This window comes from Brachybacterium sp. sponge, assembly GCF_001613775.1.
GTDB lineage: Bacteria > Actinomycetota > Actinomycetes > Actinomycetales > Dermabacteraceae > Brachybacterium > Brachybacterium conglomeratum.
In genome coordinates this window covers 615,112-641,103 of sequence record NZ_LRMP01000001.1, presented here as the reverse complement: position 1 = coordinate 641,103, position 25,992 = coordinate 615,112, and the positions used below count along the sequence as shown (strand labels likewise).

26 protein-coding genes and 2 tRNA genes are annotated in these 25,992 nt (G+C 69.5%); 13 read left to right on the top strand and 15 right to left on the bottom strand.

What is annotated here, in order from left to right; all coding sequences use genetic code 11:
- The first annotated feature begins 79 nt into the window (after window positions 1-79).
- The gene (locus A4A78_RS02855; RefSeq protein WP_062946905.1) at window positions 80-928 is read left to right on the top strand and encodes a hypothetical protein; all 849 of its coding nucleotides are present in this window, start codon (window positions 80-82) and stop codon (window positions 926-928) included.
- 130 nt (window positions 929-1,058) lie between these two features.
- Window positions 1,059-2,450: a deoxyribodipyrimidine photo-lyase gene (locus A4A78_RS02850; RefSeq protein WP_062946904.1), complete on the top strand. Its 1,392-nt coding sequence runs from the start codon at window positions 1,059-1,061 to the stop codon at window positions 2,448-2,450.
- A gap of 3 nt (window positions 2,451-2,453) precedes the next feature.
- Here the strand turns inward: A4A78_RS02850 and A4A78_RS02845 are convergent, their stop codons facing one another.
- The 4 genes from A4A78_RS02845 to A4A78_RS02830 all read right to left on the bottom strand — a co-directional run bounded on the left by A4A78_RS02845 (window position 2,454) and on the right by A4A78_RS02830 (window position 6,520).
- Window positions 2,454-4,028, bottom strand: a complete 1,575-nt coding sequence (locus A4A78_RS02845) for a molybdopterin-dependent oxidoreductase (protein ID WP_231880813.1) — start codon at window positions 4,026-4,028, stop codon at window positions 2,454-2,456.
- An 80-nt stretch (window positions 4,029-4,108) separates the two neighbouring features.
- Window positions 4,109-5,050, bottom strand: coding sequence for an anti-sigma factor (locus A4A78_RS02840; RefSeq protein WP_062946903.1), 942 nt, complete (start codon window positions 5,048-5,050; stop codon window positions 4,109-4,111).
- Entirely contained in the window at window positions 5,047-5,712 is a 666-nt protein-coding gene (sigK, locus tag A4A78_RS02835; RefSeq protein WP_082835157.1) for an ECF RNA polymerase sigma factor SigK, read from the bottom strand. Before sigK ends, A4A78_RS02840 begins: the two co-directional genes overlap by 4 nt.
- 88 nt (window positions 5,713-5,800) lie before the next feature.
- The gene (locus tag A4A78_RS02830) at window positions 5,801-6,520 is read right to left on the bottom strand and encodes a fasciclin domain-containing protein (protein ID WP_062946902.1); all 720 of its coding nucleotides are present in this window, start codon (window positions 6,518-6,520) and stop codon (window positions 5,801-5,803) included.
- A 269-nt stretch (window positions 6,521-6,789) separates the two neighbouring features.
- On the opposite strand from A4A78_RS02830, the gene A4A78_RS02825 reads away from it, so the two are divergent.
- The 6 genes from A4A78_RS02825 (at window position 6,790) to A4A78_RS18325 (ending at window position 11,568) form a co-directional block, all read left to right on the top strand.
- A tRNA-Ile gene (locus A4A78_RS02825) sits at window positions 6,790-6,863 on the top strand.
- Between the two features lie 21 nt (window positions 6,864-6,884).
- The gene (locus tag A4A78_RS17900) at window positions 6,885-7,055 is read left to right on the top strand and encodes a DLW-39 family protein (protein ID WP_197466618.1); all 171 of its coding nucleotides are present in this window, start codon (window positions 6,885-6,887) and stop codon (window positions 7,053-7,055) included.
- A 41-nt stretch (window positions 7,056-7,096) separates the two neighbouring features.
- A tRNA-Ala gene (locus A4A78_RS02820) sits at window positions 7,097-7,172 on the top strand.
- 1,039 nt (window positions 7,173-8,211) lie between these two features.
- Window positions 8,212-9,765 carry an Eco57I restriction-modification methylase domain-containing protein gene (locus A4A78_RS02815; RefSeq protein ID WP_197466617.1) on the top strand — a complete coding sequence of 518 codons (1,554 nt, stop codon included), beginning with the start codon at window positions 8,212-8,214 and terminating at the stop codon, window positions 9,763-9,765.
- Entirely contained in the window at window positions 9,762-10,877 is a 1,116-nt protein-coding gene (locus A4A78_RS02810; protein ID WP_082835156.1) for a BsuBI/PstI family type II restriction endonuclease, read from the top strand. Before A4A78_RS02815 ends, A4A78_RS02810 begins: the two co-directional genes overlap by 4 nt.
- Before the next feature lie 274 nt (window positions 10,878-11,151).
- The gene (locus A4A78_RS18325) at window positions 11,152-11,568 is read left to right on the top strand and encodes a hypothetical protein (protein ID WP_369816726.1); all 417 of its coding nucleotides are present in this window, start codon (window positions 11,152-11,154) and stop codon (window positions 11,566-11,568) included.
- A gap of 41 nt (window positions 11,569-11,609) precedes the next feature.
- On the opposite strand, the gene A4A78_RS02800 is transcribed toward A4A78_RS18325, so the two are convergent.
- Window positions 11,610-12,587 carry a hypothetical protein gene (locus tag A4A78_RS02800; protein ID WP_062946900.1) on the bottom strand — a complete coding sequence of 326 codons (978 nt, stop codon included), beginning with the start codon at window positions 12,585-12,587 and terminating at the stop codon, window positions 11,610-11,612.
- Window positions 12,588-13,211: 624 nt separating this feature from the next.
- Here A4A78_RS02800 and A4A78_RS17710 point away from each other — a divergent pair.
- A complete protein-coding gene (locus tag A4A78_RS17710) occupies window positions 13,212-13,988 on the top strand; it encodes a hypothetical protein (protein ID WP_156488538.1) in 777 nt (258 codons plus the stop codon).
- A gap of 61 nt (window positions 13,989-14,049) precedes the next feature.
- The gene (locus A4A78_RS17705; RefSeq protein WP_156488537.1) at window positions 14,050-14,376 is read left to right on the top strand and encodes a hypothetical protein; all 327 of its coding nucleotides are present in this window, start codon (window positions 14,050-14,052) and stop codon (window positions 14,374-14,376) included.
- Between the two features lie 47 nt (window positions 14,377-14,423).
- Here the strand turns inward: A4A78_RS17705 and A4A78_RS02790 are convergent, their stop codons facing one another.
- A complete protein-coding gene (locus tag A4A78_RS02790) occupies window positions 14,424-14,762 on the bottom strand; it encodes a hypothetical protein (protein WP_156488536.1) in 339 nt (112 codons plus the stop codon).
- 177 nt (window positions 14,763-14,939) lie between these two features.
- Between A4A78_RS02790 and A4A78_RS02785 the strand changes: the two genes are divergently transcribed.
- Complete coding sequence (locus tag A4A78_RS02785; RefSeq protein ID WP_062946897.1) at window positions 14,940-15,122, top strand: hypothetical protein; 183 nt, start codon at window positions 14,940-14,942, stop codon at window positions 15,120-15,122.
- A gap of 358 nt (window positions 15,123-15,480) precedes the next feature.
- On the opposite strand, the gene A4A78_RS02780 is transcribed toward A4A78_RS02785, so the two are convergent.
- Window positions 15,481-15,957, bottom strand: coding sequence for a hypothetical protein (locus A4A78_RS02780; protein WP_062947967.1), 477 nt, complete (start codon window positions 15,955-15,957; stop codon window positions 15,481-15,483).
- 60 nt (window positions 15,958-16,017) lie between these two features.
- On the opposite strand from A4A78_RS02780, the gene A4A78_RS02775 reads away from it, so the two are divergent.
- Window positions 16,018-16,275, top strand: coding sequence for a HigA family addiction module antitoxin (locus A4A78_RS02775; protein ID WP_062946896.1), 258 nt, complete (start codon window positions 16,018-16,020; stop codon window positions 16,273-16,275).
- Here A4A78_RS02775 and A4A78_RS02770 read toward each other — a convergent pair.
- From A4A78_RS02770 to A4A78_RS18240, 8 genes are all read right to left on the bottom strand, one after another.
- Complete coding sequence (locus A4A78_RS02770) at window positions 16,263-16,841, bottom strand: recombinase family protein (protein ID WP_062946895.1); 579 nt, start codon at window positions 16,839-16,841, stop codon at window positions 16,263-16,265. The two genes, A4A78_RS02775 and A4A78_RS02770, sit on opposite strands and share 13 nt — an antisense overlap.
- A 194-nt stretch (window positions 16,842-17,035) precedes the next feature.
- Window positions 17,036-17,737, bottom strand: coding sequence for a response regulator (locus tag A4A78_RS02765; protein ID WP_062946894.1), 702 nt, complete (start codon window positions 17,735-17,737; stop codon window positions 17,036-17,038).
- On the bottom strand, window positions 17,734-20,235 hold the full coding sequence (locus tag A4A78_RS02760) for an ATP-binding protein (RefSeq protein ID WP_062946893.1): 2,502 nt from the start codon (window positions 20,233-20,235) through the stop codon (window positions 17,734-17,736). Before A4A78_RS02760 ends, A4A78_RS02765 begins: the two co-directional genes overlap by 4 nt.
- A 2-nt stretch (window positions 20,236-20,237) precedes the next feature.
- On the bottom strand, window positions 20,238-20,852 hold the full coding sequence (gene kdpC / locus A4A78_RS02755) for a potassium-transporting ATPase subunit KdpC (protein ID WP_062946892.1): 615 nt from the start codon (window positions 20,850-20,852) through the stop codon (window positions 20,238-20,240).
- A gap of 19 nt (window positions 20,853-20,871) precedes the next feature.
- Window positions 20,872-23,061 (bottom strand): potassium-transporting ATPase subunit KdpB, encoded by a 2,190-nt coding sequence (gene kdpB / locus A4A78_RS02750; protein ID WP_062946891.1) that lies wholly within the window; start codon window positions 23,059-23,061, stop codon window positions 20,872-20,874.
- 2 nt (window positions 23,062-23,063) lie between these two features.
- Entirely contained in the window at window positions 23,064-24,734 is a 1,671-nt protein-coding gene (kdpA, locus tag A4A78_RS02745; RefSeq protein WP_062946890.1) for a potassium-transporting ATPase subunit KdpA, read from the bottom strand.
- Window positions 24,734-24,823: a potassium-transporting ATPase subunit F gene (locus tag A4A78_RS17700; RefSeq protein ID WP_062946889.1), complete on the bottom strand. Its 90-nt coding sequence runs from the start codon at window positions 24,821-24,823 to the stop codon at window positions 24,734-24,736. Before A4A78_RS17700 ends, kdpA begins: the two co-directional genes overlap by 1 nt.
- Complete coding sequence (locus A4A78_RS18240) at window positions 24,820-24,951, bottom strand: hypothetical protein (RefSeq protein WP_255360952.1); 132 nt, start codon at window positions 24,949-24,951, stop codon at window positions 24,820-24,822. Before A4A78_RS18240 ends, A4A78_RS17700 begins: the two co-directional genes overlap by 4 nt.
- Window positions 24,952-25,391: 440 nt before the next feature.
- Here A4A78_RS18240 and A4A78_RS02735 point away from each other — a divergent pair, with 440 nt between their 5' ends.
- Window positions 25,392-25,991 (top strand): recombinase family protein, encoded by a 600-nt coding sequence (locus A4A78_RS02735; protein WP_062947965.1) that lies wholly within the window; start codon window positions 25,392-25,394, stop codon window positions 25,989-25,991.
- Window position 25,992 lies beyond the last annotated feature (1 nt).

The following is a 25,992-nucleotide window of genomic DNA, read 5'->3' as shown; positions in this document are numbered from 1 at the left end:
AGGAGACGCCGTCGGCGGCAAACGTGAGCGCGGTCGCGCTGACCTGGGGAGCTCGCGGGCTCCGCGCTACGGTCGAGGGATGTCTGTCGCGCGTACCGATTCCCTGCCGAGCACTGTCGCCCCTGAGGAGTACCCGTGGCTCGGTCCGTCGGCGACCTCTGCCCTGCTGCTGGCCGACGGGGTGGTGGGTCTCGAACCAGGCGCGGACGGCGGCGGAGCGGCCCGCGACGGCCTGCAGCACGCCGGTCGGGAGGCCGACCGCGTCGCCCGGGAGCGTCCGGCCGAGGACCAGGATCACCCGGTCGTGGACCGCCGGGTGATCGAGCAGGCCCTCGCCGCCGCGGGCGCCGCGCCGCTGGCCGAGCGGACCCTGGTCCTCGCCGTCGGCTCCAACCAGACTCCCCGGACCATCGCGCGGAAGTACCGACGTGCTGGGCGCGAGCTCGACGTGACCACGCCCTTCGTGCGCTGCACCGTGCACGGCCTCGCCGTCGGGCACGTGCCCCGGGCCGCCGCCCCCGGCTATGTGCCGGCCGCCCCGTACCGCGCCGAGGGGGAGCGGATGGAGCTGGTCGCGACCTGGTTCGACGAGGAGCAGCTGGCGGTGGTCGACCAGACCGAGCCGAACTACGACCGGCTGCGGCTCGGCGCGGCGGACGTCCCGCTCGTGCTCGCCACGGGAGAGCGGCCGGAGCACGTGGACGTCTACGCCTCGCGCTGGGGCGTGCTGGCCCGCGACGGGGTGCCGATCCCGCTGCGGCACCGGCAGCAGGAGCTGTTCGACGAGCTCCAGGGGCTCACCGGCGAGACCCGGCTGATCGGCGACGCGGCGGAGGTCTGCGGCCGGCTCGCCGCGCAGCCCGACCTGGTGCACGACCTCGCCCGCGAGGACCGCCTCGTGGTCACCGACGGGCTGCCGAGGCCCTGAGCTCCGCACGAGCCCGGGCGGTCAGGGCACAGGGGGCGGGGGATGTTTCACGGCGGTCATTCGCTAGCTAGGCTACGCAATGACGGGGCCCTCGCCCACCCGTGATCCGTCGAGGATAGGAGCACCTCCGATGACCGCTCTCTGGTGGGTGCGCGACGACCTGCGCCTGCACGACAATCCCGCGCTCGCCGCCGCCGCGGAGGACGGCGACGTGATCGCCGTGCACGTCGAAGAGCGCATCGAGGGCGTGCGGGAACTGGGCGGGGCGACCCTGTGGTGGCTGCACCACTCGCTGGCGCGCCTCGGTGCTGCGCTGCGCGCACGGGGCGTCCCGCTGGTGCTCGTCAGCGGGGATCCCGAGGAGCTGATCCCCCAGCTGGTGCGCGACAGCGGCGCCGACTCCGTGCTGTGGAACCGCCGGTACCACGCCCCTCGCAGGGCCGTGGATGCTCGGCTGAAGAGCACGCTGCGCGAGCAGGGCCTGCGGGCGGAGAGCTTCGACGGCTATCTGCTGCATGAGCCCTGGACGATCACCACGCAGTCCGGCGACCCGTACAAGGTGTACTCGGCCTTCGCCCGCGCCTGCGGTGAAGCGGGCCCGCCCCGCGCCGCCGACGGTCTCCCGCCGCGTCTGAGCGGACCGCCCGACGCTGTGCGCGCCGGCGGGCACGAGATGCGCACCTGGCTCCGCGAGGAGCACCTCGAGCGGGTCCTCGACCGTCGCGGCTGGCTGCCGACGTCACCGGACTGGGCGGGCGGGCTGCGCGAGGCCTGGTCCCCGGGGGAGCAGGGCGCCCGGCAGCGCCTCGAGGACCTCGACGGGGTGCTGGGCGCGTACGCGGAGGACCGGGAACGGCCCGCCACGGAGGGGACCACCCGCCTGTCCCCGCATCTGCGCTTCGGCGAGGTCTCGCCCCACGAGGTGTGGCATCGGAGCGTGGAGTGCGGCCGCGGGAGGGGCCCGGAGTCCTTCCGCAGGGAGCTGCTGTGGCGGGAGTTCGCCTGGCACCGGCTGTTCCACCTGCCGGATCTCGCGACACGCAACGTCCGTCGACAGTTCGACCGCTTCGACTGGCGGGAGGACTCGAAGGACCTCCGCGCCTGGCAGCGGGGACGCACCGGCATCGACCTCGTCGACGCCGGGATGCGACAGCTCTGGGAGACCGGGTGGATGCACAACCGGGTGCGGCTCGTGACCGGCTCCTTCCTCACCAAGAATCTCCGGCAGCACTGGCGGCGCGGGGAGGAGTGGTTCTGGGACACGCTGGTGGATGCCGACGAGGCCTCGAACCCGTTCAACTGGCAGTGGGTGGCGGGGAGCGGGGACGACGCCGCGCCGTACTTCCGCGTGTTCAACCCCGCCCGGCAGCAGGAGCGCTTCGACCCCGACGGCGACTACGTGCGACGGTGGGTGCCCGAGATCGGCACCGAGCGTCGGGACGACCCGATCGTGGACCTGCGCGCCTCGCGGCGAGAAGCGCTGGCCGCCTACGAGGAGGTCAAGGGCGCGCCGGCATCCTGAGCATCACACCACGGTGAACTGCACGGTGTGCCAGCCGCTCGCACCGTTCGGGGCCGGATCCGCCCGCTCCTCGGTCTGTACCTCGCCCTCGCCGTCGGTGGCCCGCACCGAGACCGAGTGGTCGCCGGGCTCCGCGTCCTCCCAGCGCAGTGACCACTGGGTCCAGGTGTCGGTGGAGACCTCGGCGCCGAGGTCGGCCTCCCGCCAGTCGCCGTCGTCGATCCGCACCTCGATCGCCGCGATGCCGCGCTGCTGCGCCCAGGCGGTGCCCCCGAGCGTGACGGCGCCCTCCGCGTCGGGGGAGAGCTCGGCGAAGGAGCGGGGCACGTCGATGCGGGAGGCGATCTTGATCGGGCCGCGCTCCGACCAGCCGCGGGTGGTCCAGTAGGCGGTGTCGTCGGCGAAGCGGGTGACCTTCAGCTCCGTGAGCCACTTCGTCGCCGAGACGTAGCCGTACAGACCCGGGACCACCATCCGCACCGGATAGCCGTGCTCGGCCGGCAGAGGCTGCCCGTTCATGCCGACCGCGAGCAGGGAGTCGCGGGAGTCGGTGAGCGCCTCGAGCGGGGTGGAGGCGGTGAAGCCGTCGATCGAGCGGGAGAGGACCATGTCCGCGCCGTCCTGCACCCCTGCCCGCTCCAGCAGGGTCCGCACGGGCACGCCGAGCCAGGTCGCGTTCCCGGCGAGGTCACCGCCGACGGTGTTGGAGACGCAGGTCAGCGTCACATGGGTCTCGGTCATCGGCTCCTCGAGCAGTGCGGCGAAGTCCAGCTCGAGCTCCTCGTCGACCAGGCCGTGGATCCGCAGCGTCCACGTGCCGGGGTCCACGTTCGGCACCGCGAGGGCGGTGTCGATCCGGTAGAAGTCGTCGTTCGGGGTGACGAAGGGCGGCATGCCCTCGAGGTCCACCTGGGCGCCGGCGGGGATCGGGGCGGCGAACTCCCGCGGCGCGGGCAGCACGAAGCGGGCGACCTGGCGGGCCCGTTCGCGGCCGGCGTTCACCCCGCGCGCCCCGGCGGCAACGACCACGGCGAGCACGCCCACCAGGCCGACGCCGACCAGCGAACGGCGGCGCAGCCATGCGGCGTCCGGCGCGCCCGTCGGCTCCGACGAGGCCGTCGGCTCCGCCCCGGTCGTGCCGCGCACGGCCCGTCTCAGGAGCAGCAGGGTCGGCACGGCGACGAGGGTGCCGAGCAGGGTGGGGAGCACGTCGAGCGGGGTGTTCTGGGCCCGCGTGAGCACGACGGCCATCGCGAACAGGCCGAGGCCCCCGAGCGCCGCGGCGGCGGGCACGGGGCGGGAGCTCGCCAGCTGCCCGATCATCGCCGTGATGAGGGCGTACACCACGAACATCGAGGCGAACAGGATGAGCTTGTCCCAGGTGCCGAACAGCCCGATGACGAGGTCCTTCACCGCCGGCGGGACGATGTCCACGAAGCCTCCGCCGACGGCGACGAAGGGGGCGGAGGAGGAGCCGAAGGCCAGGGAGGCGAGCTCCGCGACGGCGACCAGCACGAGCCCGGCGACCACGCCGACCAGCGCCGACCGGCGGCCCGGGGCACGCTCCGGGCGGTGCACAGGCGCTGGACCCGACCCTCTCCGAGGCCCGGCCGTACCGTCCTCGCGCTCCCCGTCGGTCGCCGGGGCCCCGCGCCCGCTCATGTCAGCTCTCCCTGCGCCATCGGGGCCATGGTGGGCTGGTCCGAGCCGCCGGCGGGCTCCACGGTCAGGCCGACGACGACGCCCTCCGGGATCGCGCCGGGATGCATCATCGCGGCGGACGGGTCCTCGAGCAGCCCGGCGCTGGTGATCTCGTCACCCTCGATCATCCACACCTGGTAGGTCCGGTCGGCGGGGAGCGCCTCGAGACCGTCGGGCTGGACGATCATCGCCTGCTGCTCGCGGGAGTACATCAGCTCCAGCGAGCCGCCGTCGCCGACGGGGACGGAGAGCCGGGAGGCATCGTCCGCGGCCAGGAGGGTCGAGAGCATCTCCCGCTCCTGCTGCGCCGCGGCCTGCTGCGACTCCATCGCGGTCAGGGTCGCCTGCACCTCCTCCTGCGCGGCGCGCTCGCCGTTCCACAGGCCGATGCCCACGATGGTCGTCAGCAGCAGCGCGGCGGCGGCGACGGCCGTCCACCGGCTGCGTCGCACGCTCGCGCGGTAGCGGTCGAGGGAGACGACCGGCTCCGGTGCGTCCGTGCTCGTCGCCGACCCCTCGGCGGCGGGCGCGCCCGGCGCCGGCGGCGTCGAGGGCTCCGAAGGTGCCGAGGGCGGAGCGGGCTCCGTGCTCGTCGTCGGCCCGGCGACGTCCGCGGCGTCGATGGCCTGCGGGGGATCCTGCTCGACCTGCTCGTCCTCCGGCAGCGGGGAGAGCTGGCGGGTGGTCGCGATGCGCGCCATCACGGCGGATCGCAGCTGCGGGGGCGGGGCCAGCGGGGGCAGACTCGCGGCGAGCTCGCCCGCGGTCTCCTCGAAGGCGCGGGCCTCGGCGGCGGCCTCGGGATCCTCGTCGAGATAGCGGCACATCCGCTCACGCTCGTCGGCGTCCAGGGCGTTCAGCGCCCAGGCGCCGGTCATGGTGTGCTTCTGCTCGTTCACGAGGTCACCCCCAGCCTGTCGCGCAGCACGATCATGCCGTCACGGATCCGAGTCTTCGCCGTCCCGACGGGGATGTCGAGCAGCGCGGCGACCTCCCGATGGGTATAGCCGCCGAAATAGGCGAGGCGGATCGCCTCGGACTGCGCCGTGGTCAGCGCCTTCATCGCACTGCGCACCCGTCCGCTCTCGACCCTCATGATCCCCTCCTCCTGCACATCGACCACCTGCTGCTCGAGCGTGAGCAGACCGTCCTCCGAGTCCCTGCGCCGCGCCGCCTCGCTCGAGCGCACCGTGTCCACCGCGCGACGATGGGCGATCGTGCACAGCCAGCCGCGCGCCGAGCCGCGTCGGGCATCGAAGCGGGTGGCCTGCCGCCAGACCTCCACATACACCTCCTGCAGCACCTCCTCGCTCATCGCCACATCTCGCACCACGCGCCTGATCAGCGCGAACAGCTGCGGTGCGGTCTCGTCGTAGAGGCGGGCGAAGGCGTCCTCGTCCCCGAGCGCGGCGCGGTGCAGCAGCTCGGCGGGGTCGTCCGACGGAGGCCGCATCGCGTGCGGCCCCGGATCGACGGAGGACGCGTCGCCGTGCAGCGGGCGCGGCCCGGCGCTCTCGGGCGGCGGGTGCTCGGGCTCGGAGGGGGTGGGCTCGGGGGGCATGGAGCTCCTTCGGGGAGGGGGCCGAGGGGGCCGGGCCGGGCGATCAGCTCGCCCCGCCCCCTCGGGCCGACAGTGCAGTCTGCTCCGCTCAGTCCTGCTCCGCCATCGACGGCGGCATCAGGACGGTATCGATCAGGTACACGGTCGCGTTCTGGGTCGTGACGCCGCCGCAGATCACGGTCGCGCCGTCCACCATCAGCTCGTCGCCCTCGCCGGTGACCTCGACCTCCTCGCCCTCCACCGTGGTGTGGGTGCCGGCGATCTCGTCGGGCGAGAGCTGTCCGGGCACGACGTGGTAGGTGAGCACGCCGCTCAGCGCGTCGGAGTCCTCGGCCAGGGCGCTGAGGTCCTCCTCGGGGATCGCGGCGAAGGCGTCGTCGACCGGGGCGAAGACGGTGAACTCGTCGCCGTCGAGCGTGTCGGCCAGATCCACCTCGGGGTTCAGCTCACCGGAGACGGCCGAGGTCAGGGTGGTGAGCATCGGGTTGTTCGAGGCGGCGACGCTGACGGGATCCTGCGCCATGCCCTCCACGGAGCCGGCGCCGTCCGGCACCATCGCGGCGTAGTCCGCGCAGCCCGCGCCGACGAGGTCCGCGGCGGGACCGGAGGCCATGTCACCGCCCTCGTCGGAGGCCATTCCGCCGCCGTCGGAGGCCATCCCGCTGTCCGCGGGCTCTTCCTGGCCGGCGGCGGGCTGGCCCTCCGCGGCAGGGGAAGCGTCCTCTCCCATCCCGCCGGAGCAGGCGCTCATCAGGGCGATGGTCGCAGCGAGCGCCCCGAGGCGGGGAAGCATTGTCCGAGTGGTCATGACGATCTCCTTCGTGGTGCTGCGATCGTCCTCGAGGGGTCCGAGGGCGGGACGCCCCGGGAGGGGAATCACGTGAGGAGTTCGGAGCCGCGACCCCGGCGGATGGGAGGAGATCGTCACTGGGCTGCCCAGCCGGTGCGCCGCGCCGCGCCGGGAGGGGTGTGACCTCGCGAACAACCGACCGGACCGGTTGGACTCCGCGGGCAGGCTCGGGGTAGCGTTGTGCGTCGGCGGAGATCCCCGGGAGTCCTCCCGAGATCGCCCTGCACGGGCCTATAGCTCAGTCGGTTAGAGCGCTGTCCTGATAAGACAGAGGTCGCTGGTTCAAGTCCAGCTAGGCCCACTTCGAGGATCGGAGGAACTCATGAAGAAGTTCATCACGACCACCGCTGTCGTGCTCACCACGGCAGTCGCGGGGATCCTCACCTGGCGGAAGGTCGAGTCCGACCGGATCCGCAACGATCTGTGGAACGAGGCGGAGCGCGTCTCCGTCGAGCAGGACATGGCGGCGCACAAGCAGGCGCAGCACTCCTGATCCGCACCGGTGCTGCAGCGAGTACGATCGGCACCACCCACGGGGACTTAGCTCAGTTGGTAGAGCGGTAGCTTTGCAAGCTTCAGGTCAGGGGTTCGACCCCCCTAGTCTCCACCAGGCACGACAGGCGAAGGCCCCCTCCTCCGGGAAGGGGCCTCTTCCTATGTCTGCGCAGGTCAGACGGGTACTCGGGGGTATGGTGGCGACGAGGCGCACCTCCGACTGTGGTAGCGATACGGTAGCATGTGGGTAGTAGTTCGTGATGAGCCAGGTGCGCCCTGTGCGCCCCGAGGGCGACTCTCTGACCAGGGACGATGCAGGCGGCTCTGCGCGGTGCGCCCCGTGCGCCCCGGCTCACGCGATAGCGTCAGGGTGGAGGAGGTGCCCATGGCGAGCAACCTGATCCGCGGGCTGGCAAAGCGGCTATCGAGCACCTCGGTGCCGAAGCAGCGGCGCTCGGGCTATCGCGCAACGAGTACCTCCGGCGGAGGCTGGAGCGGGAAGCCTCAGCTCTCTCCGCTGCGCCGATCACGGCGGAGGACTGGAGTCGATCGGCGGCGACCTTCGGGGATCTCGCTGGCCCCGGCGTGATCGATGCCGCGTAGCGGTGAGGTGCCGGCGGCGTCATCGTCGTCGCGACCTCCTGACGTCCTTCATCGCTCGGTCGGAGTAGTCGTAGTAGTAGTCCGATAGTCGTGACCGTCGGCCTGTCCGACTACCTTGTCCCAGACCTCGCTCGTAGTCGGAGTGAGCGCGCCTGTCGCACCGCTCGGGGCCGGACACCAAGAAGCCTCGCAGCCGATTGACTGCGGGGCTTCTTGGCGTGTGTGGTGTTGTGGGGCAGGATCGACTTGCCGGCAGGGGTGTTTCACGACGAGTCCACTAATTTCGTTCCCGGTCTGACCTGGCGATATGAGCCACTGGAATCGTGAGAAGGGGCTCGCACGTCAGGTTCATTCAATAGGCTAGGGGCATGGCTCTCCAGACCGCTTTGCTCGAGGACCGTCCGCTCGGTGCGCGGGGGTCTCGACGCCGTATCAGCTCCGCGGAGGCCTCTGCGGAGCTCTCGCCCACTGCCTCCGCTGTCTTGGCGGCGCTCCCGTCATGGTGGACCTCGAGGGCACAGGCGGCTGGTCTTAACGGGATATGGCTGGACGTGACCCAGGCCGTCGAGGCGGAGCCGCCGTTCTCGATGTCCGAGCTTCCCCAGCTCGAGGAGGAGTGGGGGGCGCTGACCGGTGAGGAGGTCGGGCAGGCCTACGTCGAGTCGCTCAGCGCGGCGACCCGTTCTCGCCATGGCCGCCATTACACCCCCGCGGAGCTGTCCGGATCGCTCTGGTCGCAGGTACGCGAGACCCTGGGGCAGGGCGGAGCGACGCCGAAACCGTTGCCTGGCCTGGTACGAGACCCCGCCTGCGGTGGCGGCGCGCTATTGCTCCCTGCCCTGCGTGAGCATCTTCGTGCCAGTACTGCCGTCAGCCCACGACTGGTCCTGGCGGGGCTGCCGAGCTTGATCGAAGGCATCGACAACGACCCTGCCGCCGTGTGGGTCGCGAACCTCGTGCTCGCCGCCGAGATGCTGCCCACCCTGGCTCGCATCCCGGAGAAGAGCCGTAGGCCCCTGCCGGCACTCTGTCGTGTCGGCGACGGTCTCGGGCCAGCTGAGCGTCGAGCACGAGCCGTCGTCATGAACCCGCCCTACGGACGCGTGAAGCTGTCCGAGCAGGAGCGCGAGCGGTTCTCCCATGTCATCTACGGCCACGCCAACATCTATGGCCTCTTCATGGCTGCCGCGGCGGAGGGACTGGACGCTCAGGGCGTCCTCGGAGCACTTGTGCCGACATCTTTCCTGGCTGGGCGGTATTTCTCGCCGCTCCGCGAGTTTTTCTCGTCCACGTTCCGGCTCCGAGAGCTCGGATTCGTCGAGAAGCGTTCCGGTGTGTTCTCGACTGTCCTGCAGGAGACCTGCCTCGCCACCTTCACGACGGCGCGCGTTCGCCAGGCCAACATCACGACGCTGAGCGATGACGGTGTCTCCAAGGTCGCGAAGGTCCCCTCGCCGCGTGGCCCTGAGCCGTGGATCCTCCCTCGCCGGACTGACATCGCGGCGGTGTCCGCGGCGGCGTCGCAGATGCCGCTCACACTGGGCAGCGCCGGCTGGAGGGCGTCGACGGGTCCCCTCGTCTGGAATCGGAGACTCGAGGACCTCAACGAGTCCTCAGGCATTCCGGTGATCTGGTCGGCCGACTTCGACGGCGGCACGCTGCACACCGATGCCCGCCGGGGCGCGATGCGGTACTTCGTGGTGCGCTCCGAACAGGACAGACGCACGATGCTCCTCTCCGAGCCAGCCGTCCTCGTCCAGCGCACTACGGCTCCTGAGCAGGCACGTCGCCTGACCAGCGTCCACCTGACGGCCGAACACCTCGAGGAGTTCGGCGGATCTGTGGTCATCGAGAACCACGTCAACGTGCTCAGGCCGACCTCGCCCAAGCCGGCCCTGTCGATGGGTCTCCTGAGCCGCCTCCTCGAGAGTGCCGCGCTGGATGCGGTCGCCCGCTGCATCTCGGGGTCCGTGGCACTGTCGGCCTTCGAGCTGTCCGCGCTGCCGCTACCGGCCGCAGAGACGCTCGCCTCGTGGGAGACGCTCAGCAACAACGAGCTCGCCCACGCCGTCAGCCGGGAGTATCGACTTGGGAGCCGCCCGTGAGGACGGTCATCGATCCCGAGCTCGCCGAGGAACGTCTCGGGTGGATCTTTCCCCGAACCGCTTTCGACACCACGCTCTCCGGCCCGATCGCCGCATGGGCGGTCGCGAGCTTGATCTATATGGATGCCGTCGCACCAGCCGATGAGGATCCGCCGGCCTGGGCACGACCCACGACGATCCTCTGGCAGCAGCAGAACGTGCTCGACGGTCGCACGGAACAAGCTGACCGCGAGGAGTGGAGAACAGCCGCTCTCCGGGGGAGGAAGGCGTACGAGGACCTTCTGGTCGACTGGGAGCTCGAGATCTCACCCCGATACCGTGAGAACAGCCGCGAGACGCTGCGTGACGAGGTCTTCAAGGAGTGGCTCAGCCTCAACGTGATGCGGCAGCGGCCCGGGCTCAGCACGACCAGCAATCTCCCGCGCTGGGCGCTCGAGGGGCATTTTGCCGACCTCTTCGACCCCACGCTCGAGGGTGACGAGCTCACGGAGGCGATTGGCCGCTGGACCGATGACTATCTCGACGCCGGGGCTCGGCTCCGTGCTCACCGTGGACGTGAGTCCGCCTCATCCGAATACGCGGTCACGGTCTCCCTCCCGGATGGGCAGCAGCGTACGCTTGAGCACGGGCAGTCCTCGGAGATCCTCAAGGGCGTCATCGAGGAATGGGCACCGCGTAAGCTGGTCGACCCCGTGGTCCTGACTATCAGCGAGCCGGGAGACAAGGTCTACGTCGGGGACCAGCGAACGCTCGCGGTCCTCGGAGTGCAGATCGATGTCGCAAGCCTGCTTCCCGATGCTGTCCTCGTTGAACTCGGGACAAAGCCCGCCGAGTTCTGGATCGTCGAGGCGGTGTACAGCGACGGCCCGATTCACGAGCGGCGCAAGGCCGAACTGCTCGAGTGGGCCGCTGAACAACGCATCAACCCTGACTCCTGCCGCTTTCTCACGGCGTTCTCCTCGAGGAATGCCTCGCCGGCCAAGCGACGATTGAAGGACATTGCCGCGGGCACGTTCGTCTGGTATCTCGATGAACCTGGCCTTGAGCTCGAGCTGTCCCTGATCGAGGATGGTTCGGAGAAGGTCATCCCGCTGCGACCCTCGGCTCCGTGACGACCGCGATCCCGTTCCCCGCCCCCGTGACCCCTGGCTCGCGCATGGCCCCGGCGGCATGGGCCGAGCCTATGCCGGGAACATGCGCCTGCGGATCCGTCTGCCACATCGTCGGCTGGCACACGTGCCCCTGCGGAAGAGGGCCGCTGCAGGGCGGTCATTGGACCTGGGAATGCTGCTCCTGCAGGCATAATCGCCACATCGGGTGCCGCATCCCCGCTGGCGCTCCTGTGGACGACGCCCGGGTCAGCACCTCCTGGCCAACCCTCGCTCCATGACCGACCCCGAGCCCCTGCGCCGTTTCGTGCCGCTCGAGCACGTCCAGCAGGAACTCTCGATCGCCTACACACAGGCCCTCGCGCTCGTCCGCTCTGGACAGCTGCGCGTGATCAAGGTCGGCGGCCGCGGTCAGTGGCGGGTCTCCCTCGAGACGCTCGAGGAGTACGTGCAGGCGCGCTACGCGGAGACCGCGGCGATGGTCGCTGAGGAGTCCGGTGACGAGCTTCCCGCGCCGGCGTGCGAGTACGGCTACCCGCTGAATCAGCTGATCGACGTCCTCGGCGAGGAGCATCGCGAGCGGCTTCGCGAGTTCTCGATGATGCGCGCGAGCTACTCATGCCCGCAGCACGGGCACGTCATGTACGTCGTCGATGCGGAGCGGTACGTGAGCCTGCGGTCGCGCCGGGGCTGACAGCAGACGCGGCGACGAGCAGCTGGGCGAGCTCCGAGCCGTCAGCTGCGCCGCCGGGCACTCCGCGGCCTCAGGATGGCCTCCTGGAGCCGGTCAGCGGCATCTTCTGAGCCCAGTCTCTGGATCTGGTCCCACAGGACGACCAGGGGGTCGGCGAGGAGCAGGCCCCGGCGGTGCTCCGCGAGCCGCCACAGGGTCGGGTCGCGGGGCTCGCACAGGATCAGGCTCGCCTCCTCGAGCGGGGACGGGACGAAGCCGTGGTGCGCGAGATCGACGGGTCGGTCGATGTACAGCCGAGCCGTGCGGGGGAGCTGCCACGGAGCAAGGAGATCAGCGGCCACGTCGCCGCTCGCCATCGGTGCTGCTCTCGAGTCGTGGGCGACCGCGTACGCGGTCCGCGCTTGTGTGACGGCGTCTTCGAGGCAGTACCAGCCGATCTCGTGGCCGCCTGGTCCCGGGTATTCCTGCAGCCAGAGATCGAGCAGCGCTGCACGATCGCTGACCACAGCGCCCTCACGACTGGTCGCGACCACGTCGCCGAGACTCCGGAGCCCGATGGACACAGCCTGCTGCGTCAGGCCGAGCGAGCCGGCGATGCTCACCTGGCGTGCAGGGGTGTCTGCCAGCACCAGATAGCGCATCACCGCCCAGCGGCCCCACGCGGGACGCCCGGGACGCGCTGCAGGGGGCGGGGTCGGCGTAGCCGGGCCCGCTTCGAGGGTCACGTCGCCGTGAATCAGGCGCGGCGGGTTGCAGATCAAGAGGTCGAGCTCGCCGCGCTCGGCACGGGCGACGACAGCAGGGGTCGCCGAGTCCCCGATGTGCAGCAGCGGGAGTCGACCGCGGTGCCGAGCTGCAGCGAGACGGACCGCCCTCGTGTCGATCCGGGCGACCGGGAGCGCCGGGGACACCTCAAGATCCAGCACGCCCTCGTGGCGCAGACGCCACGTGCCCGGGCCAGCGCCGGCACAGATATGGACGCCAAGCTCGAGCAGGGCGGTGGCAGCGTCGATGGCCATGGTGCCTCTCTACAAGGAAATGGCGACAGCAGGGGATGTTAATTGTGTCCTGAGCGACTCTGGGATGGCAACAGGGTGGTTGCGCGCGGCAACATGAGCTGCTGTTGTTGCGCTGACCTGCCCTGATATGTCGTCGAGAACGGTTGCCAAAGTGTTGATAACTTTATCGAGCTGTGCCCGTCATCCCTCGCCCTCGTCCCCGAGGCCCAGTTCCGTCATGAGCTCGCGGTGCGAGATCGTGCCCGGCTCCTGGCGCGCCTCGGCGACGGCTTCGATGTCGGCAACCAGGGCCCTGTCGGCGTGCAGGTGGCCCGCTCCGGCTGCGGAGTCGTCACGGGCCGGCGGCAGCGTCAGCGGTGAGGGGTGCCTCCGTCCAGAGGTCCCTCCGTGGCAACAGGTTGGTATTGGCTGGCAACTGAATGGACGTGCAGGGCTCTGACCTGCACAAACGATCCGCTGCTGGTCGAATCTCGGGTTGCGGTAACTTGAACGAGCCCCCTAAGGGCGGCCAACTTCTCGTCGCCGTCGGGGTGAGTGATAAGAAACTCGGCCGCCGAGGTGGGGTGGAGGCGGTCGGTGCTATCTTCCGCACGACACGTGTCCACGCACGAGGAGAGCTTGGCGATGAATGAAATCAAGGTTATGTGGCCTGGGGGCTTGAGTCCCGAGGAGTTCGAAGAACGCAAGGGGGAGCCGCTTGATCCAGCACTCATGGAATATGTGCGCGCATATGAATATCTAGGCGAGATGGTGGATCACCCGCTTGTCAGATACTCGGCGTCTATGCCGTGCGTTGCTAATGCCATCTATTCGTCCAAGAAGGCATGGCTTGAACAGGCAATTGCTGCGGGTGATTGGGCTGCAATTGTGGAATTGCATGAGAATCATCATCGTCTCGAGGCATTCCTGCAATACGTCGCTGGGCGCGATGCGCGGCTGATCGATCTTGACATCGAGATGCGCGAACTCGCGACTTTTATCTGGTCCAATTCTGAGAGGATCTGGGAAGAGAGAGGGCTCTGGGAAGGGCTTTTTCGTGGGTGGCGACCTGGTGACGGCCTCCTCCTCGCCGATGGGGAAAGCCGCGATGTCTTTGAGTTGATGCCGGAATCGTTCGTAGTGTTCCGGGGGTCGCGGGGGTCGGAGCTGGAGGGGACGCGCTCATGGACGACGTCTAAAGAGCGAGCACTGTGGTATGCGCAGCGCTTTCCTGGTTCCGCGACATTGATGCGTGGCATGGTCGACAAGGCCGCGGTTGTAGGCTGCATCTCAAGCGAACAGGATCCTGAGTTCATAATCGATACCCGGCATATTCGCAAGTTTAAGTACACCAAGGTATCTCGCACGGTAGACGGCCGCGCATCGGCAACAGAACTCGCTATCGTGGACTCGCTACGGTGAGTGTCCGCTCTCGGCCAGAGTGACCGGAAACGCGTCGAGTTGCTGGCGGTACGCCGGGCACATGCCTTCGACGACCGATTCAACGCGGCAAGATCTGCTGCGCGAATACGGGTCCGATGAGCATCGCGGATCCGATGTCGCAGAGGCCCCGGAGCTCGAAGCGCTCGGCCCGCCAGATCAGGCCGAGCGCCTCGGTGACGTGCGCCTGGCATGCCGGCGGGGTCTGCCGGGGTGGGGGTCTCGGGGCAAGGATGGCTTCGAGGATCTCGACGCCGTGGAACAGCCGCGGCGGGCTGCGGTTCAGGCGTTTGAACTCGCCGTCCCCCGCACGCCGACCACGGCAGGGGCCGCCGGGTCCCTGATGCGCGTCACCCCTCATCCGTCATGAGCTCGCGGTGCGAGATAGCGGCCGGCTCCTGGCGCGCCTCGGCGGCGTTATTCGATGTCGGCGACCTCGTTGGCGTCGTAGATCTCCAGCCAGGTCCGGTACGCGTCCCACAGCGGGTGCTCCGGGCTCACGATACGGCCCGCGATCTCACGGCCGCGCTCGTCCGTGGCGGCGATCTTGGCGCTGATGAGGTCGCCTCGGTGGTCGAGGTGGTAGCGCACCACGATGCACGGCGTTTCGTTGATCTCGACCTCGAAGACCGACTGATGTGCGAGGCCATTCCACATCATGTCGAGCTGGTCCGGAAAGGTATCTGGATCCTTTTTGAATGCCTTCCTGAATCGCGTCAGCTGGGCGGTGATATGAGAATCGAGCGACTGTGCCATGGGGTAATCATTCCATGGGGTGCCCCGAATTGCACGACCCATAGGTGGCCAATTTTAGGCAGAGTGCGAGTGGTTTGTGGCGGCCATGGTGCCAGGTGAGGTAGCAGCGCTCGCGGAGGTCGTGGCTGTGCGCGGATACTGGTCCCATGAGCACCACCGACCACACCTCCGCCTCTGATGTCGACCGTGAGCTGGTCATCGCCCGCGCTCAGGGTCTGGGACGAGGCCGTGATCGAGGACTGGCTGGACGGCAGCAGCGCGTACCTTGGTGGGGCGACGCCGAGGGTGGTGATCCGCCGTGGCCGGAGTGCCGAAGTGCTCGCCGCGATCGCCGACGACGAGGTTGGCGTCTACGGCTGAGGGTGCCCGCGTGACGTGGTCGCGATCGGGACTCGTCGCTGGGGCCCACATCGCCAACCAGACCGATCCCGACGCTTTCGTCTAATCAGTGTCGTCGCAGTAGTTGGGGGAGGTGCTCCATCGATGGGTGATCCTCGATATGAGTGTGTTCGGGTAACTCGCGCGGGCGCTTATTGGAGGGGCGTGAGCGGACGGAAGAGTCTATTGGACAGATCGTGTCCCAATGAAATAGCGCCGGTCGGTCACAGATAGTGGAGATGATACATAAGATCGCTTTGTACCCGCCAGCGTGGTTCGTGTAGGCATTGTGGGCGCATATTCTAATCGCATGCGAAGTGCTTACCGTCTGAATGTATCGTTACGTTTGTTTGCGTTCCCTCGGCCTCTCAACAACTATCGGCTCCTCGAGCCACTCAACCGGATCCGCACCGAGCCGCGCGGCGATGGCCTCCGCGCTGTCGCGCCAGGAGTTGAGTGCGCCGAGGGCGAGATCCGGCCGCCCCCTGCTGAGCGCGGCGCGCGCGGCGGCGACCAGCTCGGCCGTGCAGAGCTCCCGGTCCTCCGGAGAAAGTGCGCTCATCCATGGATACGCCTGGGCGAGCCCTACCTCGAGCGAAGGCGCGTCAAGTGCCGCGGTCACGATCTCCCCCGCGAGACTGAGGAGGGCGTCCTGAGCCTCGAGCTCGTGTTGGCTCATGAGCACCAAGGACTCTCGGTCCTCTCGGAGAAGCGCGACAGGTTGCTGCTCGGCGTCTCGGAGTACCTCCTCGGTGTGCTGGATGAGGTCGGAGACCGGGCGGGTCGATGCAGGGCGCGGGCGGGCTGTGTGAGCCATGAGGTCAGCGTAGGACGCGAGTTCCCTTGCCCTGCCCGGGTACGCGCGGATACTGGGGAGATGGGCAGCGCTCACGAGCCAATCCACCCGGGCGAGATCCTGCGCGAGGAATACTTGCGGCCGATGGGTATCAGTGAAGACCAGGCCGCCGAGACGCTGCAGGTGTCGGGCCAGCAGATCGCTGAGATCCTCGAGGGCTCGCAGCCCATCACATTAGACCTCGATCTCGGGCTCTCCGAGCTGCTCGGGACGAGCTCCGGCTTCTGGGTCGGGCTGCAGGCGGACTACGACCGCGCCATAGGTCGTCAGTCCCGGTAGGCTCCAGCGCCCTTCAGTGCGGTGTACAGCGTCTGTCGGCTCACGCCGAGGTCGCGGGCGACGACTGCCTTCGGCACACCGGTAGCGATTCGCTCCCGCGCCGTGGCGATCTGCTCCGTGGTCAGCGCGGGAGAGCGCTCATAGACCCCGCGCTGCTTCGCGAGCGCGATGCCTTCAGCCTGGCGCTCCCGGATCGTCGCGCGTTCGAGCTCGGCGACGGCCGCGAGGATGGTCAGCATGAAGGTGCCCTGCGGGGTGCCGGTGTTCAGCGCCGGATTGTCGACGAACTCGACGTCTACGCCCTTGCCTTTCATCTGCTCCATGAGCGCCAGCAAGTCGGTGGTGGAGCGGGAGAGCCGATCGGGCGACTTGACTCGGACCAGGTCACCTTCGCGGACGTAGGCGATCAGCTCCTGCAACATCGGGCGGCTACGAACGTCTTTGCCCGACACCCGCTCGGTGAAGAGGCGATCGACGTCGCCGAGAGCCGCGACCTGCCGGCTCTCGTTCTGGTCGATGGAGCTGACCCGCACGTAGCCGACGACCTGTCCCTTGTGTCCAACCACCTCTGACCCCCTCCTCTGATCTGTCCAACCTAACGAATCGTAACCACGCTGGACAGCGTCGCGTGTGGATGTGCACGGTTGATGGCCGCGTTCTTACGGCGCTACTTGGCTCGGTGCGCCCCTTGTCAATCTGCGTCTCCCCGTTGGGGTCGAATGCCATGAGGGTCAGGGGGCGATGCGGCCCCGTTGATACCTCACGACCGTTCCCGAACAGCATTCTCGAGGCGGTAGCCCATGCCGGGCTCGGTGAGGAGGTGCCGCGGGCGGGAGGGATCGTCCTCGAGTTTCTTACGCAGCTGTGAGATGTACAGGCGGAGATATCCCGTGTCCTCGACGTGTTCGGTGCCCCAGATGCGGGTGAGGAGCGTGCGGCGGGAGACGAGCTTGCCGCGGTGGCGGACCAGGGTGTCGATAACCTGCCACTCGGTGGGCGTGAGCCGGATCTGGCGGCGGCCGGAGGGCAGGTTGCGCACCACGCTGCGGGCGGCGAGGTCGATCGTGACCTGACCGAGGCGGACCACCAGCACCTCCTCGTCCTGCGGGACCCGCCGGGTGAGGGCGCGGATGCGGGCCAGCAGCTCCTCGACGGAGAACGGCTTGGTCACGTAGTCGTCGGCGCCCGCGTCGAGCGCCTCGACCTTGTCCGAGGCGCCGGCCCGCCCCGAGACCACCAGGATCGGAGCTTGCGACCACCCCCGCACGGCCTGGATCACCTCGACCCCGTCGAAGCGGGGCATGCCCAGGTCCAGGAGGTAGAGGTCGGGGTGCTCGTCGATCGCCGTGTTCACCGCGTCGGCGCCGTCGGTCGCGGTCACCACGGTGTGTCCCTTCGCCGAGAGCGTGATCCTCAGAGCGCGTAGGATCTGCGGGTCGTCGTCCGCGATGAGGATCTTCATGGGGTCTCCTGTGTCGGGAGCGGAGCGAGGGGGAGCGAGACCACCATCGTCAGGCCGCCGCCGGGGGTGTCCTCCGGGGTGAGCGAGCCGTGCATCGCTTCGACGAAGCCGCGGGACAGGGCAAGTCCGAGGCCGAGGCCGCTGGTGTTGTCGGTGTCGCCGAGGCGCTGGAAGGGGACGAAGACGTCGTCGTGGCGGTCCGGGGGAATGCCCGGCCCGTGGTCGATGATCCGGATCTCCAGTCGGGAGTCGAAGGTGCTGGTCGTGAGGGTCACGGGTCGGTCCGGTGGGGAGTGGCGGGCCGCATTGGCCAGCAGGTTCACCAGCACCCGCTGCAGCAGCACCGGGTCCGCCCCGACGGTGTGCTCGTCATGGGCGAGGGCGAGATGCACCTCGGTGGGGCCGAGACCGAGCTCGTCGAGCGCCGGGGCGATCGCCGAGGAGGGATCCGTGGGGAGGGTCGTGATGGTGAGGACCCCGGCCTGCAGCCGGCTGACGTCGAGCAGGTCGCCCACCAGGGCGGCGAGGGAGTCCAGGCTCTCCTCGGCCGTGAGCAGGAGCTCCCGGGCGTCCTCGGCGGAGAGGTCGCCGTCGGCGGTGCGGAGCCCGCCCACGGCCGTCGCCGCGGCGGCGAGAGGGCGGCGCAGGTCGTGGCTGAGCGCCGAAAGCAGCGCACCGCGCACCTTGTCGGAGGCCGCGATCGGAGCGATCTCTTCCGCGGTCGCAGCGAGCCGGCGGTGCTCGATCGCGGCATCGATCTGCGCGGCGACCACGCTGAGGAGGCGCCGTTCGGAGGCGCGGAGGTCCCCGCCGTGCAGCATGAGGCGGGCGTCCTGGGCGAGCGGGACGGTCGTGGTCCCCGCCTCGGCCCGGGGATCGCCCGAGGTGGAGTGCACGGTGCCGTCCTCCCCGAGGACCTCAACCGCGTCCAGTCGGAAGGCCTCGCGGGTGCGGTCCACGAGGGCCTGGATCGCGTCGTCACCGCGCAGCACGCTGCCGGCGACGGTCTGCAGCAGCTCGGACTCCGCTTCGGCCCGTCGGGCGGCCCGGGTGCGCCGTGCCGCACGGTCCACGACGACGCTCACCAGCACCGCGATCGTCACGTACAGCAGCAGCGCGAGGAGGTGGTGCGGCTCGGCGATCGAGATCGTGTGCAGCGGGTCGATGAAGAAGAAGTCGAGGGTGAGACCGGAGAGCAGCGCGGCGAAGAGAGCGGGCCAGATCCCGCCGGTCAGCGCAACCACTACCACGAGCAGCTGGTAGCTGAGCACGTCGGAGGTGATCGACTCCTCGGTGCGCAGGGCCAGCAGCGCGGCGGTCAGCAGCGGACCGCCCAGCAGCGCGAGGACGAACCCCGCCAGGCGCCGGGCGGGGGTGAGGGCGCCTCCGATCCTGGGCAGGGCGAGGCGCCTGCCCGCGGCGGAGTGGGTCACGATGTGCACGTCGATGTCCCCGGACTCGCGCACCACGGTCGCCCCGATGCCGGGGCCCGTGAGGGCGGCGGCGAGGCGGCCGCGCCGGCTCACCCCGATCACCAGCTGGGTCGCGTCGACGGAGCGGGCGAAGCCGACCAGGGACTCGGGGACATCCTCCCCGACCACCTGGTGATATGTGCCGCCGAGTTCCTCCACCAGGGCACGCTGCCGGGTGAGCGCCCCGGGGCTGCTGCGCAGCAGCCCGTCCTGGCTGGTGACGTGCACGGCGATCAGGTCGCCGCCGGCGGAGCGCGCCGCGACACGGGCGCCGCGGCGCAGCAGAGCCTCCCCCTCGGGCCCGCCGGTCAGCGCCACGACCACCCGTTCGCGGGCCTCCCAGCGGTTGTCGATCGAGTGCTCGGAGCGGTAGTCCTTCAGCGCCTGGTCGACCTCGTCGGCGAGCCACAGCAGGGCCAGCTCGCGCAACGCGGTGAGGTTCCCGAGGCGAAAGTAGTTCGACAGCGCCGCGTCCACCCGCTCGGCAGGGTAGACCAGGCCGCTGCGGAGCCGGTCGCGCAGCGCCTGCGGCGCGAGGTCGATGACCTCGATTTGATCGGCGCGGCGCAGGAATCCGTCCGGGACGGTCTCGCGCTGCGGCACCCCCGTGATCTGCTCGACCACGTCGTGGAGGGACTCGATGTGCTGGATGTTCACCGTGGAGATCACGTCGATCCCGGCGGCGAGCAGTTCGTCCACGTCCTGCCAGCGCTTGGCGTGGGCGGCGCCGGGGGCGTTGGTGTGGGCGAGCTCGTCGACCAGCGCGATGTCGGGTGCGCGCTCGAGCACGGCCTCGAGATCCATCTCCTCGAGGGGCACCCCTCGGTGCTGGTGCCGACGCAGCGGCAGCTTGGCCAGTCCCTCAACCCGTCGTGCGGTGTCCGCGCGGCGGTGGGTCTCGACGATGCCGATGACGACGTCCTGGCCCTCGGCGGCGAGGCGATGGCCCTCCTCGAGCATGGTGCAGGTCTTGCCGACGCCGGGAGCGGCTCCCAGCAGCACCCGGAGCCGCCCCCGTGCCGTCATCGTCAGTCCTCCAGTTCGTCCAGGGCCAGGTTGAGCGCGGCGACGTTCACCGTCGGATCACCGAGGTAGCCGAGATCGCGACCCTCGGTGTATTCAGCCACGAGGTCCTCCACCCGGTCCAGCGACAGGCCTCGCGCCTCGGCGACCCGAGCGGTCTGGAGGGCGGCGTACTCAGGACTGATGTGGGGGTCGAGGCCCGAGCTCGATGCCGTCAGGGCGTCGGCGGGGACCTCCTTCGGGGCCACGTCGTTGAACTCGGCGATCTCGGCGCGACGCTCGGTGATCGCGGCGATCAGCTCGGGGTTCTCCGGTCCGTGGTTGGTGCCGGAGGAGGAGCGGCCGTCGTAGCCGTCGCCGGCCGCGGAGGGACGCGGCTGGAAGTACTCCGGCAGCGGCTCCCCGTCCTGGTCGAGGAAGGACTGGCCGATCAGGGTCGAGCCCACGATCTGTCCGTCGCCGTCGCGCAGGGGCGACCCGTCGGCACGGGCGGGCAGCAGCAGCTGTCCGATGCCGGTGATGAGCAGGGTATAGCCCAGGCCCAGCACGAGCGTGCACAGGAGCAGGGTCCGCACGGCGACGGCGGTGGTCCGCAGGGTGCTGCGGAGGGTGGTGTTCACGGGAGGGTCCTCTCGGAGGTCAGAAGCCGGGGATCAGCCGGACGAGCAGGTCGATGAGCCAGATGCCCGCGAAGGGCGTCACGATCCCGCCGAGGCCGTAGATCGCGAGGTTGCGGCCGAGGATCTTCGAGGCGATCATCGGGCGGTAGGCGACGCCCCGCAGGGCCAGCGGCACCAGGGCGATGATCACGATCGCGTTGAAGATCACCGCGGACAGGACCGCCGAGGCGGGTGAGCTGAGCCCCATGATGTTCAACGCGGACAGGCCGGGGAAGACGCCCATGAAGATCGCGGGGATGATCGCGAAGTACTTCGCGATGTCGTTGGCGATCGAGAAGGTGGTCAGTGCGCCGCGTGTGATGAGCAGCTGTTTCCCGATCGCGACGATGTCGATGAGCTTGGTCGGGTCGGAGTCGAGGTCGACCATGTTCCCGGCCTCCTTCGCGGCGGAGGTGCCAGTGTTCATCGCGACGCCGACGTCGGCCTGGGCGAGCGCCGGGGCGTCGTTCGTGCCGTCACCGGTCATCGCGACGAGCCGCCCGCCCTCCTGCTCCGCGCGGATGTATTCGAGCTTCTGCTCGGGGGTGGCCTCGGCGAGGAAGTCGTCGACCCCTGCCTCCTTCGCGATCGCCGCGGCGGTCAGAGGGTTGTCGCCGGTGACCATCACGGTGCGGATGCCCATGGCGCGCAGCTCGGCGAACCGCGCGGTGAGACCGTCCTTGACGACGTCCTTGAGGTGGATGACGCCGAGGACGGCTCCGTCCCCGTCCCCGGTGAGGCAGGCGACAACCAGGGGGGTGCCGCCCGAGGACGAGATGCGCTCGACGTGCTCCTCGAGGGTCGCCCGGTCGGAGGCCGAGGGCACGACGCCCTCGGTCTCGAGCCAGGCGAGGATCGCAGAGCCCGCGCCCTTGCGGAGGCGGGTGCCGTCGGGCAGGTCCAGGCCCGACATGCGGGTCTGGGCGGTGAACGGCACGACCTCCCCCCGCGGCGCGGTGCCGACGTCGACGCCGCGCTCCCGTGCGAGCTCGAGGACTGAGCTGCCCTCGGGCGTGGGGTCGGCGAGGGAGGACAGCGCGGCCGCCTCCACGAGCTCGTGCATCCCGGCGTCGCCGACGCGGACGAAGTCCGTCGCCCGTCGGTTGCCGTAGGTGATGGTGCCGGTCTTGTCCAGCAGCAGGGTGGTCACGTCGCCCGCCGCCTCCACCGCGCGCCCGGACATCGCCAGCACGTTGCGCTGGACGAGCCGGTCCATCCCGGCGATCCCGATCGCGGACAGCAGGGCGCCGATGGTGGTGGGAATCAGGCAGACCAGCAGCGCCACGAGCACCGTGATCGAGGCCGGGCTCGCCGGGTAGGAGGCGATGGGGTTCAGTGTGATCGCGACCGCGAGGAACACGATGGACAGCGAGGCCAGCAGGATGTTTAGGGCGATCTCGTTGGGGGTGCGCTGCCGGGCGGCCCCCTCGACCAGCGAGATCATCCGGTCCACGAAGGTCTGGCCTGGCGTCGAGGTGATGCGCACGACGATCCGGTCGGACAGCACCCGGGTGCCGCCGGTGACGGCGGAGCGGTCGCCGCCGGACTCGCGCACGACGGGCGCGGATTCGCCGGTGATCGCGGACTCGTCGATGCTCGCGATGCCCTGGATGATGTCGCCGTCGCCGGGGACGAGATCGCCCGCGGTGACCACCACGATGTCGTGCCGGGCGAGGTCCGCCGAGGAGATCTCCTCGGTCGGCACGGTCTCCGCGCCGGGGTCGGCCGTAGCGTCGTACCCGTCGACGAGGCGCGCCAGGGTGCTGGTGCGGGTGCGGCGCAGGGTCGCGGCCTGGGCCTTGCCGCGCCCCTCGGCGACGGACTCGGCGAGGTTCGCGAAGAGCACGGTGATCCACAGCCAGCCGGCGATCGCCGCGGAGAACGTCGCCGGCACCGCAGTGCCGCCGGACGGGGCCGGGCCGTCGCCGATCAGCTCGACGACGGTCATCACGCTGGTCAATAGAGCACCGACCCACACGATCAGCATGACGGGGTTGCGCCACTGGGCGCGGGGGGTCATCCTGCGCAGCGCGCCTGGCAGGGCGGCGCGGAGCTGCGCGAGGGTGAGGGTGCGGCGCGGCGCAGGGGGCTGCGCCGGCGACGACGTGGGCGTCGGCGCGGAGGACGGGTCGGAGTGTTCGGAGTGGATGGTCTTGTCGATGGTCGGCATGGTCACTGCAGCCCTTCAGCGAGCGGTCCCAGGGTGAGGACGGGGAAGAAGACGAGTGCGGTCACGAGCAGCGCCGTGCCGACGGTGAGGCCCACGAACAGCGGGCGGTGGGTGGGCAGGGTGCCGGAGGTCGCCGGGATCCGGTCCTGCGCGGCGAACGAGCCGGCCAGGGCAAGGACCAGGGCGATCGGGAGAAACCTGCCCAGCAGCATCGCCACGCCGATCGCGGTGGTCAGCCACGGCGTGCTGGCGGTCAGCCCCGCGAAGGCGGAGCCGTTGTTGTTCGCGCCCGAGGCAAAGGCATAGAGCACCTCGGACAGGCCGTGCGAGCCGGTGTTGGTCAGCGAGACGTTCTCGATGCTGTGGCGCAGCGGAGGAACCGCGAAGCTGAGGGCGACACCGCCGAGCACCAGCAGCGGCATGACCAGGATGTAGAGGCTTGCGAGCTTCATCTCCCTGGGGCCGATCTTCTTCCCGAGGTACTCGGGGGTGCGACCGACGAGGAGGCCCGCCACGAACACGGCGATGATCGCGATGACGAGCATGCCGTACAGCCCGGCGCCCACGCCGCCGGGGGCGATCTCGCCCAGGAGCATGTTCACCATCGGGACCATTCCGCCCAGCGCCGTGTACGAGTCGTGCATCGAGTTCACGGAGCCGGTCGAGGTGAGGGTGGTGGTCGCCGCGTAGAGCACGGACTGGGGCAGGCCGAAGCGGGTCTCCTTACCCTCCATCGCGGCGCCGGCGAGTTCAGGGGCGGTGCCCTGCCCGGCGAACTCGAAGGCGGCCAGTACGGACACCGAGGCGAGGTACAGGGTCCCCATCGTCGCGGCGATCGCGTAGCCCTGACGGTGATCGCCGACCATCGTCCCGAAGGTCCGCGGAAGGGAGAAGGGGATCAGTAGGATAAGGAAGACCTGGAACAGGCTGGTCCAGCCGGTCGGGTTCTCGAAGGGGTGGGAGGCGTTGGCGTTGTAGAAGCCGCCGCCGTTGGTGCCGATCTCCTTGATCGCCTCCTGCGACGCGACCGGACCGCCCGGGAGTGTCTGGGTGCCGCCCGCGACGGTCGTGACGTCCACGTAGCCCTGGAAGTTCTGCACCACGCCGCCTGCGATCAGCACGACGGCGCTGAGGATCGATACCGGCAGCAACACCAGGAAGGTGCCACGCAGCAGATCGACCCAGAAGTTCCCGATCGTTCCCGTGCGGCGCCGGGCCAGGCCTCGCACCAGCGCGACCGCGACGGCGATGCCGGTGGCGGCCGAGACGAAGTTCTGGACCGCGAGACCGGCGAACTGGACCGTGTAGGAGAGGTCCTCGCCGGAGTACGCCTGCCAGTTGGTGTTCGTCACGAAGGAGATCGCGGTGTTGAACGCGACCCCCGAATCGATCGACTCATTGCCCAGGGAGTAGGGCAACAGCTCCTGGAGCCGCAGGAGACCGAACAGCGCGAGGACGCCCACCAGGGAGAACAGCAGCACGGACCGCAGGTAGGCGGGCCAGGACTGCTCGCGGGAGGAGTCGACGCCGAGGACGGCGAACACGCGCGTCTCCCAGCGCGAGGAGACTGGGGCGGTGAAGACCCAGGCCATGTAGTCGCCCATCGGGCGGTACACGACCGCGAGAGCGGCGACGAGTGTGAGGACGCTCGCGACGAGGTAGAGCCAGTCCATCAGAAACGCTCCGGTGCAAGCAGGGCGATGAACAGGTACACGATCGCGGCGAGACCGAGGAGGAGGGCGAGGATCTCGAGTACGATCACAGCTTCTCCACCGCCCGCGCGATGAGGGCGACGACCGCGAATAGGGCGATCACGCCGACCACGGAGAGGACGTCGAGCACAGCAGGACTCCGTTCTGAGTAGGGGCGGCCGCCGTCCGGCGGTCGCACGCCGAGGTGCGGCGCGATACCGAGCACACACCGTTCACGGCGGCGGGACAGGCGTCCTCACGGAATCCATACGGCTCTCGAGCCGATCCTCATGGACTGCTTACGCCAGTCGTCCCCCGGCTGGGGCTCAGGTCACCGACAGCACTCGGTGCGACACCACACTGGGCTCCCACACACCGGAATCTGCAAAACCGTCACCATTCGCTGTGGGGACGCTAGATAGGGCCTCCAACACAACTCGCAGCGTTCCACGCCACACACTGCCGACGGCCTACCTAGTCGCGTTGCGGAAACCTACAGCTTTACGAGACACACAGCCGAGCGGCGAAGGGATCGTCTCGAGCTGGGTCGATACCGAGCGGCGGTGTCTCGTGAAGTCGTCGCACCGTGTTGCGTCTCAGATCTTCCAGAGCAGCGAGTTTGTGAGGCATCATGTGGTGATGAGGCTTCTGGGGTACACGCGGGTGTCGACGGCGGGGCAGGATCCGGCGCTGCAGCTCGACGCTCTCCATGCGGCGGGGGTGCAGAAGCGGGACGTGTTCTCGGACGTGACGTCCGGGGCGAAGAGTGCGGCGGAGCGTCCGGGCATGAAGAAGCTCCTGGCCTACGCGGAACCTGAGGACACGGTGGTGGTCTGGCGGATCGACCGACTGGGCCGGTCGCTCATCGACGTACTCAACACCGTGAGCCTGCTGCGGGACAGTGGCGTGAAGATCCAGTCGGTCTCCGACGGGATCGATCCCGAGACGTCGTCGGGCCGGCTCATGCTGGGGATGCTGGCAACGCTGGCGGAGTACGAGCGAGAGCTGATCACCGAGCGCGTCAACGCGGGAATCGCAGCAGCCCGGGCCCAGGGCACCAAGTTCGGCCGACCCCCCGTGAACCCGGAGGTCGTGGATCGCAAGCTGGCGATCGCTGCCGAAGAGAGAGCCAAGGGCCGTACCGCTGAGGAGGCGGCGCGCCTGGTGGGGTGGTCACGGGCGACGCTCTACCGCCACCAGCGGGACGCGGCTGCTCGCGAGAGCATCGCGCAGGCGTGAC